The following is a 16,184-nucleotide window of genomic DNA, read 5'->3' as shown; positions in this document are numbered from 1 at the left end:
TTTATCATTGGTGGGTTAGGACGGAATTGATACGGCTGTTGGACAATATCTTTCTTATAAATATTCCGATGGTGGATCAGGTAATACAGGATCACATTGGGTTAGTTGGAGCACGATGGTTGGAAGGTTCATACTGTTTCATTTTCAAGATAATCACTAAAAGAAGGTGGAATATGTTTATAATTATCTACTTCATAAGCTTTTTAATGTCTGGTTTACTTTTTTACTTATGTAATGATATGACACAAACTCTAAATATAAATAGTGAGTTGGGAGTAGTTGGTGGTAATGGTAATCCAGGCTTATTTCCTTGGATCTTCCTCTTTCCCTTCTTTGGATTCTTTGTTTATGGAACTTTTAAGTATTCGATGCTCACATTAACTAAACTTGCTAAGGCTAAGAAAATAATGATAATTGCAGGTTCAAGTGTTCTATCTTTCATAATACTGATAAATGTCTACATTCAAGCTTCAGAATTGAGAAAAAAGATCGCAGAGGTTAGTCCTTCTTATACAAAGGAAAGTGAATTATCATTATTGAATTTCTGGTCAAATTCTATTTTCTTCAATTTTTTTACGTTTTTGCTGGTCATTCTTCTGACTATTCTGGTTAGTGCAGGAACGGCTATGTTAAAAAGGAATATCCCAAGAGCAGGGTAATATTACTGCTCTTTTTTTATCGCAGATTAACGGGCAGTAAGACCCCCACTTCAAGGTTGCGAGAGAATTAAAGCAACCTAAGAGGGGGATCAACTGCCCGTAAAGGCCCGACGACGGACACGATGTCCTAGTCAGGCGAAAGCCACAGGACGTGGCGTTTTGAGCGTGATTGGTTCAACTAACCATCAGTGGGGGATGGAAGCCGACTAAGAACGCCACGTCCTGTGGCAACGTCGGCACTAGCACGTCCTGTGCGTCGAAAAACCCCCACTGATGGAAGTTTCACTTTATTGAGCACAAAAAATTGAGTCGGTTTAAGTTATTCCTTTTTTAGTAATGCTAGAAAAATATTCATAATCTTTCCCGTTATAAGTTAAAGAACAGAAAATATGGAGAAAATAGTATTTAAAGGAAAACGATGGAGGCTTTCGACGTTGGTTATTGCAATTGTGTTTTTTATGTTTATGTCCTTTTTCTTATCTGGGAGTGAAACGGCTTTAACAGCTGTTAATAAAATGAAGTTAAAGTCAAGAGCTGACCATAATGATATCAAATCTGAAAAGCTTTTAAAACTTGTTTCAAAGCCGGATGAGCTCATTTCAGCGATTTTGATTGGAAATAATATTGCGAATATAATGCTTCCGACTTTAGTTACAGTTATTGCGATTAAGTATGGATTCAATGTCGGTGTGGCAACAGGTATTTTAACCGTTGTCCTGATTATTTTTTGTGAAGTTCTGCCAAAGTCAATTGCAGCTTCATTACCTGAAAAAATTGCTTATACTGTGTTCCCAATCATTCGAGTTCTAGTATTTATTTTAAAACCATTAACTTTTTTATTATCAAAGTTTACGAGTACGATTATTAAGCTCTTTGCAAAAAATGTGAATAATACCGTCTCTGTTTCAAAAGAAGAATTAATGACATTGGTAGATATTGCGTCAAATGAAGGGACATTTAGAAATGAAGAAACCATCAGAATCAAAGGAGTTATCGATTTTAATCGTTTAGATGTTCATGATGTCCTTAAAACACCGAGAATAGATATTGAAGGGATTCCTTACGATTCGAAGTTTGATGAAGTAAGGGGAATAATATTAAATCATAATTATTCGAGATATCCTATTTACAAAGGGAATTTAGATCATATCATCGGAGTTTTTCATGCAAAACAGTTACTCGCTTGGTCAGTTGAACCAAATAAGAAAATGGAAGAATTCGCAGACAATAATCCAATTTTTGTTTTCGAATTTCATTCTATTGAAAAGGTTTATAAATTAATGATGAGAGAAAGGAAACATCTTGCAATTGTCCTTGATGAATATGGTGGTACAAAAGGGATCATTAGTCTTGAAGATATTATAGAAGCAATGCTTGGCCAGGAAATTGAGGATGAAACCGATGAAGACACAGAAAATCGGGCTGTAAAATCACCATTATTAGAGTTGAAGGAAAAAGAAAAATTATAAAGTGGGGGTTGAAAGAACCCCCACTTTATAGAAGTTTCATAATATGTCAATTCATCATTTTCTAAGGAAGTTTTCAGTATAATATGGTTGAGATTCATCGTTAAAGGCAACGCCTACACCTAATAACTCATATTCCGGCCTGAGTATATTTTCTCTGTGGCCAAGTGAGTTCATCAGGCCTTCATGGGCAAAGATGCTGCTAAATTGACCTGTGGCAAGATTTTCTCCTGCTACTGTAAAGAAAATATCGTCCTCGCTCATTCGGTCAAATGGTGATTGACCTTCTAAATTTGTGTGGGAAAAATAGTTTTCCTCAGCCATATCATTACTATGCTTTCGTGCAGTTTCTTTTACATGACCATCCCATTCTAATACAGAAAGGTTATGTTTGACGCGGTCTGCATTTGTTAGGTCAAATAATTGATATTCAAAGCCTTCCTTTAATTGCTGACTTCCTTCTGAATAGAAGTCTTTCTTGTTTTGTTCAAGATCCTTATTAATGATTTGAATGGCCGTTACCGTATTATTTTTGTGTTTGTCGTAAAAAATAGTAATATAGCTGTTGTCTATCCTGAAAACATCGTAATCCCGATTATTCTCAAATTTATAATAAACAAGACCTTTTCTTATTTCGTTTAAAGGCTCTCCAAGTTGTTGATAAACCATTTCCTTGGGAGTTCCAAGCTTAATTCCTTTTGCAGAAGAAATTAAGTCCTGATTTGTAAATAATCCATCAACTGTATTATTCGAATCATAAGAAACCATTATGAAGTTGCGATAATGGTCATGATACGTAAACCAGTTCGTTCCATATTCATTCATTGATGACCGCTGCGGTGCCCCTAGCTGCTTTTCGACTTCTTCTTTACTTTCTCCAAGAATAATATTATAGATAGAAAAAACCTGATCAGTTGGTACAGCCAAATCTTGCTGATTAACTTGATTGCTTTCATTTCCATCTTTATTTTTAGGGAAACTATTTATTTTCCCTGTAAGCTCATCAATCGTTGTGGATATCGTATCGATCGCTGCAGAAACATGAGGATTTTCTGTTAATGATTGAATCTCCATTTTCATGTTTTGCAATATAGGATAGTACTCCGTTTTTGCAATTTGTTTTTCAATAAAAGGCCATGAAATAAATAATATGAGCATTAATAATAAAGTTCTGAATATTTTCCTCAATGTTTCACCTTATTTCTATTTATATCTTCATTTATTACCTTTAATTATAAATAGTAAAATTCAATTATTAAAATCAAATACACTTAGTTATTTTTGGTAACTATTTTGATCTATAAAACATTTCACTTGCACATATTATTCAAGTGAAAATGGGTGATAAAACAATATTTAATGAAGATAATGTATCGAGGTATTTGACATGTTAGAAGGGGGTATAGATTTGAATTTAACTCTGCATGGTTTTAATAATTTGACAAAGACTTTAAGCTTCAATATGTACGATATATGTTATACGAAAACGAAGGAAGAGCGAGAGGCGTACATCGAATATATTGATGAGGAATATAGCGCAGAAAGATTAACAAAAATATTAAAAAGCGTCGCGGATATTATTGGAGCACACGTTCTAAATATTGCTCAGCAGGATTATGTTCCACAAGGTGCAAGTGTAACGATGCTTGTTTCCGAAGGCCCTGTTGTTGAGGCTCCGAGTGAATCTTTTAAAGAATCTCCAGGTCCGCTGCCTGAGTCTGTTGTGATGCAGCTAGATAAAAGTCATATTACGGTGCATACATATCCTGAATATCATCCTTCTGAAGGTATAAGTACATTTCGAGCAGATATCGATGTTTCAACATGTGGAGAAATTTCTCCCTTAAAGGCGTTACATTTCTTGATTCATTCATTTGATACAGATATTATGACAATTGATTATCGGGTTCGCGGCTTTACAAGGAATAAGGATGGACAAAAGCTTTTTATCGATCACAATATAAGCTCTATTCAAAATTATATACCAGATGAGATTAAAAACGAATTTGATATGATTGATGTTAATATTTATCAGTCAAATATTTTTCATACAAAATGTAGAATTAGAGATTTTGTTTTGAATAATTATTTATTTGGTTATACCAAAGATAGGCTAAAACCTCATGAAGTAGAGGAAATTACAGAACGTTTAACAACAGAAATGGATGAAATTTTTTACGGAACGAATATTAATTAAAGTGGTAAATCCAGGTGCAAACTCGCCTGGATTTACCCATTTTACAATAATGTTTATTGTTGGCAAATGGGGGAGTAATGCCATGGTTGATCAGCCTGAGCTTTTTTATTGCCAAAATTTCCACCAAGGCTTCGTTTTTTCTTCTTCAGCAGCTGCGGCATTTCGAAAATTAACAATCATATCTTGAAACATCATTTCTCTTTGATTAACATCCTTCCAATATTGTTCTCGTTCTCGGTTAATCGTTTCAATATATATTTCTCTGTCTGAGTTTAATGTTTCGATGAGAGCACTTATTTCAGTATGGGTAACCTCAGCGGAGCTAGATATATAATGGATCATTGTTTTAAATTCTTCAGATGCAGCTTCAGAGGATTCAGTAACGCGATTCGCTAAGTAACGAATTTGTTCGGAAGTACCTTTTGAGACTTTCGCAATCCTTTTAGTCAACGTTCCGAGAGATTCGGAAGTTTGTTCCGAAGCGTTATGTAAATGGTTGGATAGTTCATGGATATCGAGCTTTGTTTTTTCATTTGCTTTATATATAGAATCTGAAAGGCTTTTAACTGTGTGTAAAGATCCTTTTGAAACTTCTTTTTTCACTTCCTCTAACACTTCCTTTCGAATGCCTGTACGGATCTCTTCTCTAACGTCATTAATTAATTGTTCTCTAAATGCCTCCATTGAGGTTAGGAACAAAGCCATTTGATCCTCTTCAGATTCCGTTTGAATGTCATTTGAAATAGGTGATAATGAGGTAATATGAGGTACAGAGTCAGTATCAGAAACGAAATTCCTTTGCAATAACTCTCTGATCATATCTTTACTTAAATTTTTATCACGCATTTGTTTTATCGTGTCAAGCAATTTTATTTCATCATCTGTATAAAATCGTGCCCCTTGCTTCGAACGTGGGATAATTAGTAATCCTTCTAAATCTTTTTCCCATTGCCGAAGTGTCCCTGGTGGTACGTTGAGAATCTTAGATACTTCTTTAATTGTATAGGCTTTGACGAAGTGACTTGTCATTAATGTCCATTCCTTTCCATGATAAAATTGTCATGAATGCTTCAATGTTAAATCAATTTCTCTTTTTTCTTTGTAAAATAATTCATCAACAGCTACCCATTTTTCCTGCAACATGACAAAAGCTATCAAAAGAAGACGGATTTCAGCAGAATTAAGCGGTTTCGACAATAAGGCTAAAAAGACATAATTGTTAGTATTAACGTGATTCTAATCTGCATGAAGTAAGCAATGGTTAAAAAGGGATTCTTGACTAGAATATCGAAATAATATCTTATATGAATAAAAAACCTAGGTGATCATTATGTTTTTAAAAAGAATTACACTTTTACAGAATAATATTCCATCCTATTATCAATATCCTTTTTCCATTCCGAGCATTAAAAGTATGAATGAAATTATTTTAAAGAAGAATGTCACGTTTTTTGTTGGTGAAAATGGATCAGGAAAATCAACATTATTAGAAGCAATTGCCGAGAAATGCGGTTTCAATACAGCTGGGGGAGGGAGGAATAATTCGTATGAAGTTCATGCATCAGGTTCATCGTTAGGTGAATATATTCGTCTTTCATGGATGCCAAAGGTGACGAATGGCTTCTTTCTTCGTGCAGAATCCTTTTATCACTTCGCATCCCATTTGGATGAGGTGGATGATACCGGTTTTCGGGATTATGGAGGAGTATCGCTTCACGAACAATCGCATGGAGAATCTTTTCTCTCCCTTTTTATAAATCGCTTTCAAGGCGAAGCAATTTATCTGCTTGATGAGCCAGAGGCGGCTCTTTCGCCGCAACGTCAATTATCCTTTATGAGAATTATTCATGATTTAACACAGAACGATGAGGCGCAGTTTATAATTGCGACTCATTCACCTATTTTACTAGGTTTTCCTGATGCTACTATATTAAGCTTCGATAATGGAGAAATTACTGAAATAGGGTATGAGGATACTGATCACTACCAAATAACAAAATATTTCCTGCAGCACCGTGAGCGATTTTTGGCAGAAATATTTAGTGATGAGGAATGAAAGGAGAATTTCCAAAGAGTCAAGTATGGTGTAGCTATTGAAACAAATGCTACTGAAATAAAAAAAGCTTAATCCGTCATATGTTTTTCATACGGATTAAGCAAATCTTTAAAATGTATTATAAACATTTACACATTCCTCTGCTGTAGGCTCAAAAAAGCAGTGAAGCTTATAGCGCCCCACTAAAGGTTGATCATACCAAGTAGGAGGGCAATCTCCAGGTGGTCTAAAATACCAAAGAGAATATTTAGCAGGCCATACCCACTCTCCATTAACAGCCCGACGAGCGAGGCGTCGCTCACTGTCCCTAGCCCTCTGGTAAAAATAACTCTTTGTTGTCGCTTCAAATGCATGTGGCTGATAGACCATTTGTGGAATTGTTCGCAATCCAATAAAGTCTGAGCAATTTGCTCTAATTCGATTTATACCAACATTTCCAACCATCATCATTCCTTGCTCTCCTTCGCCCTCAGCCTCTGCCCTAAGCAATCTTGCTAATAAGTCAATATCTGAATCAGTTGCCTTTACAACAGCCATTTCATCACCACCATTGATGTTATACAGTTATCATATTGCGAGAAAGACGTATTAATGTCTGTCCATGTAAACATCAGATTTAAGGAAATAAACTGCAGCACATAGCCTGGCGCTGATTTTTTGTATTTATTACCTTTATTATTGAAAATGTATTATTTTTCAAGTATTGTCGCTTCTAATTCAATTTCAACATTACCCTTTAATGCACGGGAAATCATGCAAGATGCATCAGCTTTTTGCGCTAATCTCAATGCTAATTTAACGTCTCTTTCAGACGCTTCTTGTTTAAGAATAATACATGGACGGTGGACGATTTTTTTGTAAGTGATGATACCTTTTGTAACATCCACAATACCAATAGATTCCATTGTTAAGTCAATCTTTTCTAAATGGCTTCTTTCCATCATTGCTGCCAAAGTAATAATATAACAAGTTGCCGCAGCGCCAAGAAGCATTTCATCTGGATTCGTTCCAACTCCCGGTCCATCCATTTCAGGAGGGATAGAAACCTTTGTTATTAATCCACCTGTTTCTATTTCACCGACATCATTTCTTAGACCAGGCCAATGTGCTTTTAACTGAAAATAATGCTCGGCCATTCGGTAACCTCCTTTTTATAAAACTATACATGAAGGTTTGTGAAAACTCTAAAATAGTGTTTGTTTGAATAGGAGAAAATAAATTGTAAGTGTTTTTGAAAGATTCAATTATCGACTTGTTTACTTTTTCCATTTATTGATGTCATAATGTAGGAGAAAGATGTCGAATTTTACATGAAATTAGATTCGTTTTAAAGGGTGGTCTCGTATGAAGAGCTTAGAATGGATGTTTAAGACAAAGCATAGAAGATCAGAATTACTAGCAGTAAGTTTTGCCTATTTTTTTGCGTTATTTCTTCCCAATTATCTTGGTTTGGATAAAGTCTCCTCATTAATTTTGGTTATTTGCATTTTAATTATGATGAGAATAATAGAATGGCCACTAGCAAAGTTTTTAGGTCAAAAGGATAAAAAGGTAGAGTTTAAATATTATATTTACATGTTTTTGCTTGTGCCATTTTTAGTAATTGCTCTCAGGATGTTTGTCATATAGTAAGTGCACGAAAACATGTTCTATGGTACTCTATTAAAATATCGTCATTTTTAAAAGGAGAATTTACAGCATGAAATTTGTTTCTTGGAATGTTAATGGATTAAGAGCTTGCGTGAAGAAAGGCTTTTTAGATTATTTTCATGAGGTAGATGCTGATATTTTATGTATACAAGAATCTAAGCTTCAAGAGGGACAGATTGAACTGGAGCTGAAAGGCTATCATCAATTTTGGAATTATGCTCTAAAGAAGGGCTATTCGGGAACGGCAGTTTTTACGAAAAAGAAACCTTTATCAGTTAAATATGGGGTAGGAGAGAACGAATCAGAAGACGAAGGTAGAATCATTACGCTTGAATTCGAAAGCTTCTATCTTGTTAATGTCTATACTCCTAATTCACAGCGTGACTTGGCACGTCTGTCTTATCGGTTAGAATGGGAGGACAAGCTTTTTGAATATCTTCACGAATTAGACCAAAAGAAGTCTGTTATTTATTGTGGCGATCTTAATGTTGCTCATAATGAAATTGATTTAAGAAATCCCAAATCAAATGATGGAAACTCTGGATTTACCACGGAGGAACGGGGGAAGATGACAAGATTGCTAGATTCGGGCTTCATTGATTCCTTCAGATATGTATATCCTGATGCAGATGGGGCTTATACGTGGTGGTCCTATATGTCAAAGGTAAGAGAGCGAAATATTGGCTGGCGGATAGATTATTTTATCGTATCTGAAAAGCTGAAAGATGCCATAAATTCAGCTCAAATACATTGCGACGTGATGGGGAGTGACCATTGTCCAGTTGTTTTAGAAATGAAATTGTTTGAATAACTTTTATTTCAATTCAGTCAGCAACGAATAATGCGAGGGTTTTTCAACAGATTGAAGGGATTTCCAATACAGAAATCCCTTCATCTCATTCCATTGTTTGGTATATTTTATAATTTAGAAGCCACTTACGAAACTTTTTCCATGCTGCTTCAAAGTCTGGTTGAATGATTGATAGCTGCACCCAGCTTTTTTCCACTAAATAGGCACTTTTATAATGTAAATCAAAACCAGATAGTGCTGCATCCTCTGCCATATTTGGACAGCTTTCTTCACCCTTTAATGTGACAATCATGGGATATCCGTAAGGTGTTAAAAATGACAATTCTTTATTTCTTTCCGAGTTGAGAAGTTGTTCAAAACGGTTTTTCAATAAAGTATAGCGATTATTATCCTTATAGGCATTTAAAGCTGTACCAAAGCTGTTCAATAACTGGGATGAGTATGTAAAGGGAATCTTCCCATTCGCATACAAGCCTAAATCTAGGTAAGAAGGCAAGGTTGGATCTACGGTAATTTCATGGTTTGAAAATACAATCGATAGTCCACTCATTGTCCCAATTGCTTTTCCACTCACTCCGGTTGCTAAATAGACATCGGATAGTGAAAAAGGCAGCGAGCCAAATGAGCTCACACAATCGAGACAGAGCTTAACTTGATGTGTGTTACAAAGGTTTTGCACCATATCCAAATTATTTAGCATACCAGTTGATGTTTCACCATGGGCCATTAATAGCCATTCATATGTTTCTTCTGCAAGCTTACTAGATAACAGAACCTCATCATAAGGTTGCCCCCATTCGAGATTCATACAATCAAATGTGAGCCCCCATCTCTTTGCTTGATTAAGTAATCGTTCTCCAAATGTCCCATTTGTAAGAATTAATCCTTTTCCTGAAAGCCTTTTTAGCTGAGCGATCATTGCTTCATTTGCTAAAGTTCCGCTGCCAGCCAATAAATGAATATATTTTGCATTACTCATATCCTTTAAACGATCCTTTACTTTTTCCATTGTTACTGTAAAATCATAGGATCGGTGTGAAACAGGCCCATTCGTAAGGGAAGATTGAATCTCATCTGTTAATTGTACAGGCCCTGGATAAAAGGAGTATCTCTTTTGTTTAAGCCTGGCTCCAACGGATTGTTCATACAACTTCCTTGTCAATGCCATTGGGATAAATTGAGCATCGTCTGAGCCAACGGGATCTGCAAATGTCTCAAAACCCATTTGTTTATATAGCTTTAGTTCACGAACTGTCCCAGAAATAACTGCGGCACTGTATCCTTTCCTATAAGCATAATCAGAAAGCGCACCAACAAGCATGAAAAAAACACGTCCATTTCGATGCTCTTTTCTTACAGCAAGTAGTCTAATTTCACATAGCTTACCGTTCAAAGCATCTTCTGGAAGTAACTCTTCAACAGGACCGACCTTTTTATCTAACGAAAAGGGGCGTTGATCACGTATGGCAATCATCCCTGCAAGCTCTTGATCTTTAAGAACAATAATATATTTATTCTCGTAATGAAAAGGGTCCACACGAATGCCATTCACATCCGACTCATGCTGTGGAATCTCCTCGACAAACGTTTCGTAATTTAGTTTTGCTATTTCCGTAAATTCCTTTTCTGTGCGTGCAACTTTACACCAATACATGTGGAATACCTCTCCTTGTTAATGCTCTTTCTTCATTTTATGCAATCTGACTAGATTCTATTTTCGCATAATTTTAGATTGAAAGAAATATTTTTCTCCTAAATTTGGTAAATAGGAATTGAATACAAGGAAAAAAGAGAATAGTAATCAATTCATTCAGGTATTTTGTTTCCATTGTTGTAAAAAACTCATACTTTTTCTATATGAATTAAGTCTTATTTTAGAAATATGTTACATAAGACTTATTGAACTTAAAATATGCAAAATTTATAATAATCTGTATATTCTGTTAAAAGGAGGAAGGAAATGTCGTTAACTAAGAAAATATTGATTGGAATGAGCTTAGGTATTATTGCTGGCTTGTTATTTAACCTAGCAATACCTGGGTTTTTTGACTCAGCTTCAAATTATGTATTAATTCCTCTTGGTAAAATATTTATAAATTTAATAAAGATGCTTGTTGTTCCAATTGTAATCGTTTCATTAATATTAGGAAGTGCAGGAATAAGTGACCCAAGAAAGCTCGGAAGAATTGGCGGAAAAACGATTGCATTCTTCCTGGTGACGACTGCTATCGCCATTATTTTGGCTTTAGCTATAGGAATGCTATTTCAGCCAGGAGCGGGAGATTTTCAGCTAGAAGGGGCGGAATATGAAGAAAAGGAAGCACCACCTGTTATTGAGACATTACTTAATATTATTCCGACAAATCCATTCAATGCAATGGTTCAAGAATCAATGCTGCAAATTATTGTCTTTTCAATTTTTATCGGATTTGGTTTAGCACGCCTAGGTGATAAGGTTCAAGGAATAGTCCGCTTAGTTGAACAAGCCAATGAAGTACTAATGTATTTAGTAAATGTAATCATGAAATTTGCTCCTTATGGTGCGTTTGCTTTAATTGCTACTGCCATTGGCGGACAGGGCTTAGATGCTGTAATCGCAATGGGAAAATATATGTTTGTTGTCCTTTTTGTCTTGCTGCTGCATCTTATCATAGTTTACGGTTCTGCTTTATCATTCCTAGGAAAAATGAATCCAATTAAGTTTTTAAAGGGTTTTTCTCCTGCAATGGTTGTTGCATTTAGCACGTCTAGCAGCAGTGCAACACTACCAATTTCCATGAAGGCAGCCCAAAACAATCTCGGAGTCTCTAAAACAGTCAGCAGTTTTGTACAACCATTAGGTGCAACAATTAATATGGATGGTACTGCTATCATGCAGGGGGTAGCTACAATCTTTATCGCTCAAGTTTATGGCCAAAATTTAAGTATGAGCCAATTGCTGACAGTTGTATTAACTGCAACACTAGCGAGTGTTGGCACTGCGGGAGTTCCTGGTGCTGGAATAATCATGCTTTCTATGGTGTTAACGTCAGTCAATCTGCCTGTTGAAGCAATTGCATTAGTACTTGGAGTCGATCGCCTTATTGACATGTGCAGAACATCCATTAATATTACTGGGGATGCAGTTTGTGCCGTAATTATTTCAAGGTCAGAGGATACGATAAAAACAGGGGATTCAGAGATCGTAAATGTATAAGTTGATGCATAGGTATATACGGAAGTTGTTGGATTAAGTAGGGGATACCTTTTCAGCAGTCATGAATTAATTTTCTTTAAAAACCCCAATAAATATTCACTGAAGTGTTCATTTAAAGGGGTTTTTTACCCAAGTTAGGAGGTTCAGTAATTACTAAATACCCCAGATTTTCAACAATAATTCTATTGCATTTTCTAATTCATCCTCTGGAATTCCTGCAAAACCGAGAATGATTTTGGGAGGATTTTCGTAATTTTTCTCCAGTGAATAATAGGAGAGTGGATAAACCTTTATGCTAGCGTCGGCCGCTTTTTGGACGAGTTCTTGTTCGTCCATGCCATTATTTACGATAAGGACGATATGAAGACCAGAATGCTCTCCAATTATAGTTAACACTTCATGATAAGGCTTTAACAGTCCAATGATGTTATCAAGCTTGCGCCGATAGACTTTTCGCATTCTGTTTAGATGCTTTTCAAAATCTCCCTCTCTCATAAACTGTGTTAAAATATGCTGATCAATTCTCGAAACGGAGGAATGATAAAAATTTAACTCTTTCTTGTAGAGCTGCAGCAATCGTTTTGGCAATACCATATAGCTAATTCGAAGCGATGGAATCAAGGATTTTGAGAAGGATCCAAGATAAATGACTTTTTCACCATGATCCATACTTTGTAGGGAAGGAATGGATTTACCGCTATATCGAAATTCACTATCATAATCATCTTCAATAATATATCGATTATCCGCTTCAGCTGACCACTTTAATAACTTTGTTCGTCGGTTGACAGAGAGTACTGTCTTATATGGAAAGTGATGTGATGGTGTTACATAAACTACATTAATTTTTGAGCTTTCTAAAGGCTTTACTTTTACTCCTTCATCATCTACTTCAAGAGGAAAAACTTCATTCGGATAGCTTTTGAGAATTCGCAGAATTAAATGGTATCCTGGGTCTTCAACACCATAAACTGTTTTTTCACCGAATAAGAGAACAAGCTGCTGTAATAATATTTCAATACCGGCTCCGATGATAATTTCCTCTGGTGAACATTGCACACCTCTGGCATGGTATAAATAATGGGCGATCTCCCGGCGAAGCTCAAATTCTCCTTGTGACTCTCCAAGTAATAGCAGGGAATGATGCTGCTTATCTATTGTATCTTTAGCAAATTTTCTCCATTTATCAAATGGGAAATTTGCTGTATCGATCCAGCTTGGATGAAAATGATATTTATATTCCGTACTATTTTCATTACTAATGTCCAGAATCGGTTTAAACGTTTGGACATAGGCTAAATCCTCATGAGCCATCACATAATAGCCTTTTCGCGGCAATACCTCAACATAGCCTTCAGCTGTCAATTGATCGTAGGCAGTTTCAACTGTATTTTGACTAATTTTGAGAAACTCCGCTAATTTACGCTTTGAGGGAAGTTTTGAACCATATTCTATGCGACCTTCAGTAATTTCTTTCTTAATAAATAAATATAATTGTTCATATAAAGGTATATCAATTGAACGATTTAGATGACACGATAACATATCCATAGTAATCTCCTTGAACTGACCCTATTGTTTTATAAAAAACTGACCCTTTTATTACAGTCACTTAATTTTTATATTAAATAGTATATTAGAAATTTACAATAAGTAAAAAGAAATGGAGTGGATAACATGGAAAAAATATTAGGTACTGAAACTGTTAAAAGAGGAATGGCGCATATGCAAAAGGGCGGCGTCATTATGGATGTCATTAATGCAGAGCAAGCAAAAATCGCAGAGGCAGCAGGTGCTGTTGCCGTTATGGCATTAGAAAGAGTACCATCCGATATCCGTGCTGCAGGCGGAGTAGCAAGAATGGCAGATCCGCGAATTGTTGAAGAAGTATTAAACGCAGTATCCATTCCAGTTATGGCAAAAGCACGTATTGGTCATATTGTTGAAGCGCGAGTTTTAGAGGCTATGGGAGTAGATTATATTGATGAGAGTGAAGTGCTGACTCCTGCAGATGAAGAGTTTCATTTATTAAAAAGTGATTTTACTGTTCCATTTGTTTGCGGCTGCCGTGATCTAGGTGAAGCAGCTCGGCGTATTGGGGAAGGGGCTGCAATGCTTCGTACGAAAGGTGAACCGGGCACAGGAAACATTGTAGAGGCTGTCCGCCATATGCGCAAGGTTCAAGCACAGGTGCGTAAAGTAACACTTATGAGTGATGATGAGATCATGACAGAGGCCAAAATTCTTGGAGCCCCTTATGAAGTATTAAAACAAATTAAGAAAGAAGGAAAACTTCCAGTCGTTAACTTTGCGGCAGGTGGAGTTGCTACACCAGCGGATGCTGCTCTTATGATGGAACTAGGTGCAGATGGAGTATTCGTAGGATCTGGTATTTTTAAATCTGAGAACCCTGAAAAATTTGCAAGCGCGATTGTACAAGCTACAACGTATTTTAATGATTATGATTTAATTGGGAAGCTATCCAAAGAATTGGGTAATCCGATGAAAGGGATTGAAATTTCGAAACTGGCTGCTGCAGAAAGGATGCAGGACCGTGGCTGGTAAAATCACTACTATCGGAGTTTTAGGACTGCAAGGTGCAGTTGAAGAACACATAAAACAAATAGAGTCTATAGGCTTACATGGAATCGTTGTTAAAAAACCAGAACAGTTGGAACAAATCGACGGGTTAATTTTACCAGGTGGAGAAAGTACTGCGATGAGAAAGCTCATAGACCAATATGGTTTTCTCGAGCCGTTAAAACAATTTTCCGACAACAAGAAACCTATTTTCGGTACATGTGCAGGCATGGTGTTAGCAGCTAATAAGCTAGTTGGGTCAGAGGATTCCCATCTTAATATCATTGATATTACTGTAAAGCGAAATGGATTTGGTCGCCAGCGTGATAGCTTTGAAGCCGAGCTTGATATCTACGGGATCGAGAAACCAATAACAGCTGTTTTTATTCGTGCGCCTTATATTGACAAAGCTGGAGAAAATGTTGAGGTACTAGCAAAGTTTGAAGAGAAGATTGTTGCCGCAAAACAGGATCATATTCTCGTATGTGCCTTTCATCCAGAATTGACTGCTGATACCCGGTTCCTGAAGTTATTCGTCCAAATGATTGAAGATTATAAACAGATAGCTGTATAATCTAAATTACAGCAATGTCACATTTCTGATTTTAGTTTTTATTCATTTGATAGTATCAAATGAATAAAGGTTGTATTAATTTGTTCCTCCTATTATAATCATATGAGGATTTTTTATAGGATGAAAACAGGCATCAAGAAATTGAAACCTAAAGAAAAAATTTTTCGTATTTAAGTAAAAGGGGTACCTCCGTGGTGGTACCCCTTTTAGAAAAAAGTATCCTAAATCTCGTTCGCAATACTTACTTTTACGTACAAAAAGAAGTGTTGGTACTGCCATATTGAGTGACAAGTGTTTAGTTAATTAGAATGTACTTGCTACTTTAACAGCCTTTTCAAGGCCTACGGTAATAATTTCTTCTGCTTTATCCGGGAATTGGTTGTGACCTTCAATTACTACTTTCTCTAAATCTTTTACACCGAAGAAGCCCATCATACTAGCTACATATTTAACAGCCATTTCTACTTCAGCTGCTGGTCCTTTAGAATATACACCGCCACTTGCATTTAATAATGCAATTTTCTTATTTCCGATAAGACCTACTGGACCTTCCGGCGTATATTTAAATGTTTTGCCTGCGCGGTTTAAATAATCAATATATGTGTGTAATACAGCTGGGATTGTTAAGTTCCATAACGGGAAACCAAATACAACTTTATCAGCTACAAGGAATTGATCTAAATATTTATCAGCAACAGCTACTGCTTTTGCTTCCTTTTCTGTTAAATCGAGTCCTCTACCAGCCTTAAAAGTACCGTTAATCATATCTACTCCTACATATGGCAATTCTTCATTGTATAAATCAAGCTCTACCACTGTATCATTTGGATGTGATTCTTTATAGCTTGCTAGAAAAGCATCATATAATTGCACACTAACCGCTTGGTCTGCTGGGCGGTTGTTTGCTTTTACAAATAAAACTGTTGTCATTCTCTATTCCTCCTGTTGCTCGCTCTTATGGTGTTATATATTTACTCATTAAAAAGGGGTATCCC

At 36.0% G+C, this 16,184-nt stretch carries 16 protein-coding genes; 9 read left to right on the top strand and 7 right to left on the bottom strand.

Annotated features, from left to right (window positions below):
* The first annotated feature begins 173 nt into the window (after window positions 1-173).
* Both KHA94_RS05760 and KHA94_RS05755 read left to right on the top strand, forming a co-directional pair.
* Window positions 174-659, top strand: a complete 486-nt coding sequence (locus KHA94_RS05760) for a hypothetical protein (protein WP_213101121.1) — start codon at window positions 174-176, stop codon at window positions 657-659.
* Window positions 660-1,093: 434 nt separating this feature from the next.
* Window positions 1,094-2,128 (top strand): CNNM domain-containing protein, encoded by a 1,035-nt coding sequence (locus tag KHA94_RS05755; protein WP_213101120.1) that lies wholly within the window; start codon window positions 1,094-1,096, stop codon window positions 2,126-2,128.
* A 54-nt stretch (window positions 2,129-2,182) separates the two neighbouring features.
* Here the strand turns inward: KHA94_RS05755 and KHA94_RS05750 are convergent, their stop codons facing one another.
* Complete coding sequence (locus KHA94_RS05750; RefSeq protein ID WP_249365321.1) at window positions 2,183-3,313, bottom strand: CAP domain-containing protein; 1,131 nt, start codon at window positions 3,311-3,313, stop codon at window positions 2,183-2,185.
* A 199-nt stretch (window positions 3,314-3,512) separates the two neighbouring features.
* Between KHA94_RS05750 and speD the strand changes: the two genes are divergently transcribed.
* Window positions 3,513-4,322: an adenosylmethionine decarboxylase gene (gene speD, locus KHA94_RS05745; protein WP_213101119.1), complete on the top strand. Its 810-nt coding sequence runs from the start codon at window positions 3,513-3,515 to the stop codon at window positions 4,320-4,322.
* A gap of 105 nt (window positions 4,323-4,427) precedes the next feature.
* On the opposite strand, the gene KHA94_RS05740 is transcribed toward speD, so the two are convergent.
* The gene (locus KHA94_RS05740) at window positions 4,428-5,351 is read right to left on the bottom strand and encodes a MerR family transcriptional regulator (protein ID WP_213101118.1); all 924 of its coding nucleotides are present in this window, start codon (window positions 5,349-5,351) and stop codon (window positions 4,428-4,430) included.
* Window positions 5,352-5,652: 301 nt separating this feature from the next.
* On the opposite strand from KHA94_RS05740, the gene KHA94_RS05735 reads away from it, so the two are divergent.
* Window positions 5,653-6,378 carry an AAA family ATPase gene (locus tag KHA94_RS05735; RefSeq protein ID WP_213101117.1) on the top strand — a complete coding sequence of 242 codons (726 nt, stop codon included), beginning with the start codon at window positions 5,653-5,655 and terminating at the stop codon, window positions 6,376-6,378.
* 108 nt (window positions 6,379-6,486) lie between these two features.
* Here KHA94_RS05735 and KHA94_RS05730 read toward each other — a convergent pair whose 3' ends face one another.
* Window positions 6,487-6,915 (bottom strand): cell wall hydrolase, encoded by a 429-nt coding sequence (locus KHA94_RS05730; protein ID WP_213101116.1) that lies wholly within the window; start codon window positions 6,913-6,915, stop codon window positions 6,487-6,489.
* A 152-nt stretch (window positions 6,916-7,067) separates the two neighbouring features.
* Window positions 7,068-7,514: an OsmC family protein gene (locus KHA94_RS05725; RefSeq protein ID WP_213101115.1), complete on the bottom strand. Its 447-nt coding sequence runs from the start codon at window positions 7,512-7,514 to the stop codon at window positions 7,068-7,070.
* Window positions 7,515-7,722: 208 nt separating this feature from the next.
* Here KHA94_RS05725 and KHA94_RS05720 point away from each other — a divergent pair, with 208 nt between their 5' ends.
* Window positions 7,723-8,007, top strand: a complete 285-nt coding sequence (locus tag KHA94_RS05720; RefSeq protein WP_213101114.1) for a hypothetical protein — start codon at window positions 7,723-7,725, stop codon at window positions 8,005-8,007.
* Window positions 8,008-8,077: 70 nt separating this feature from the next.
* Window positions 8,078-8,839 carry an exodeoxyribonuclease III gene (locus KHA94_RS05715; RefSeq protein WP_213101113.1) on the top strand — a complete coding sequence of 254 codons (762 nt, stop codon included), beginning with the start codon at window positions 8,078-8,080 and terminating at the stop codon, window positions 8,837-8,839.
* Window positions 8,840-8,924: 85 nt separating this feature from the next.
* Here KHA94_RS05715 and KHA94_RS05710 read toward each other — a convergent pair whose 3' ends face one another.
* Window positions 8,925-10,493, bottom strand: a complete 1,569-nt coding sequence (locus KHA94_RS05710) for a GNAT family N-acetyltransferase (RefSeq protein ID WP_213101112.1) — start codon at window positions 10,491-10,493, stop codon at window positions 8,925-8,927.
* 306 nt (window positions 10,494-10,799) lie between these two features.
* Here KHA94_RS05710 and KHA94_RS05705 point away from each other — a divergent pair, with 306 nt between their 5' ends.
* Window positions 10,800-12,035, top strand: coding sequence for a dicarboxylate/amino acid:cation symporter (locus KHA94_RS05705; RefSeq protein WP_213101111.1), 1,236 nt, complete (start codon window positions 10,800-10,802; stop codon window positions 12,033-12,035).
* Window positions 12,036-12,188: 153 nt separating this feature from the next.
* Here the strand turns inward: KHA94_RS05705 and pdxR are convergent, their stop codons facing one another.
* The gene (pdxR, locus tag KHA94_RS05700; protein WP_213101110.1) at window positions 12,189-13,586 is read right to left on the bottom strand and encodes a MocR-like pyridoxine biosynthesis transcription factor PdxR; all 1,398 of its coding nucleotides are present in this window, start codon (window positions 13,584-13,586) and stop codon (window positions 12,189-12,191) included.
* A 126-nt stretch (window positions 13,587-13,712) separates the two neighbouring features.
* Here pdxR and pdxS point away from each other — a divergent pair, with 126 nt between their 5' ends.
* Together pdxS and pdxT are read left to right on the top strand one after the other, a co-directional pair.
* Complete coding sequence (gene pdxS / locus KHA94_RS05695; RefSeq protein WP_213101109.1) at window positions 13,713-14,600, top strand: pyridoxal 5'-phosphate synthase lyase subunit PdxS; 888 nt, start codon at window positions 13,713-13,715, stop codon at window positions 14,598-14,600.
* Window position 14,601: 1 nt separating this feature from the next.
* On the top strand, window positions 14,602-15,189 hold the full coding sequence (gene pdxT, locus KHA94_RS05690) for a pyridoxal 5'-phosphate synthase glutaminase subunit PdxT (RefSeq protein ID WP_213101317.1): 588 nt from the start codon (window positions 14,602-14,604) through the stop codon (window positions 15,187-15,189).
* A gap of 303 nt (window positions 15,190-15,492) precedes the next feature.
* Here pdxT and KHA94_RS05685 read toward each other — a convergent pair whose 3' ends face one another.
* On the bottom strand, window positions 15,493-16,119 hold the full coding sequence (locus tag KHA94_RS05685) for an FMN-dependent NADH-azoreductase (protein WP_213101108.1): 627 nt from the start codon (window positions 16,117-16,119) through the stop codon (window positions 15,493-15,495).
* Window positions 16,120-16,184 lie beyond the last annotated feature (65 nt).

It is taken from the genome of Cytobacillus citreus (assembly GCF_018343665.1).
In the GTDB taxonomy this organism is placed as follows: Bacteria; Bacillota; Bacilli; order Bacillales; family Cytobacillaceae; genus Cytobacillus; species Cytobacillus citreus.
This window is presented reverse-complemented; position numbering and strand designations above follow the sequence as displayed.

Bases quoted from the DNA above. Each gene is read 5' to 3' on its own strand.
- KHA94_RS05760 (WP_213101121.1), top strand. From the start codon at position 174: ATGTTTATAATTATCTACTTCATAAGCTTTTTAATGTCTGGTTTACTT.
- speD (WP_213101119.1), top strand. From the start codon at position 3,513: ATGTTAGAAGGGGGTATAGATTTGAATTTAACTCTGCATGGTTTTAAT.
- KHA94_RS05740 (WP_213101118.1), bottom strand. From the start codon at position 5,351: ATGACAAGTCACTTCGTCAAAGCCTATACAATTAAAGAAGTATCTAAG.
- KHA94_RS05735 (WP_213101117.1), top strand. From the start codon at position 5,653: ATGTTTTTAAAAAGAATTACACTTTTACAGAATAATATTCCATCCTAT.
- KHA94_RS05730 (WP_213101116.1), bottom strand. From the start codon at position 6,915: ATGGCTGTTGTAAAGGCAACTGATTCAGATATTGACTTATTAGCAAGA.
- KHA94_RS05725 (WP_213101115.1), bottom strand. From the start codon at position 7,514: ATGGCCGAGCATTATTTTCAGTTAAAAGCACATTGGCCTGGTCTAAGA.
- KHA94_RS05720 (WP_213101114.1), top strand. From the start codon at position 7,723: ATGAAGAGCTTAGAATGGATGTTTAAGACAAAGCATAGAAGATCAGAA.
- KHA94_RS05715 (WP_213101113.1), top strand. From the start codon at position 8,078: ATGAAATTTGTTTCTTGGAATGTTAATGGATTAAGAGCTTGCGTGAAG.
- KHA94_RS05710 (WP_213101112.1), bottom strand. From the start codon at position 10,493: ATGTATTGGTGTAAAGTTGCACGCACAGAAAAGGAATTTACGGAAATA.
- KHA94_RS05705 (WP_213101111.1), top strand. From the start codon at position 10,800: ATGTCGTTAACTAAGAAAATATTGATTGGAATGAGCTTAGGTATTATT.
- pdxR (WP_213101110.1), bottom strand. From the start codon at position 13,586: ATGGATATGTTATCGTGTCATCTAAATCGTTCAATTGATATACCTTTA.
- pdxS (WP_213101109.1), top strand. From the start codon at position 13,713: ATGGAAAAAATATTAGGTACTGAAACTGTTAAAAGAGGAATGGCGCAT.
- KHA94_RS05685 (WP_213101108.1), bottom strand. From the start codon at position 16,119: ATGACAACAGTTTTATTTGTAAAAGCAAACAACCGCCCAGCAGACCAA.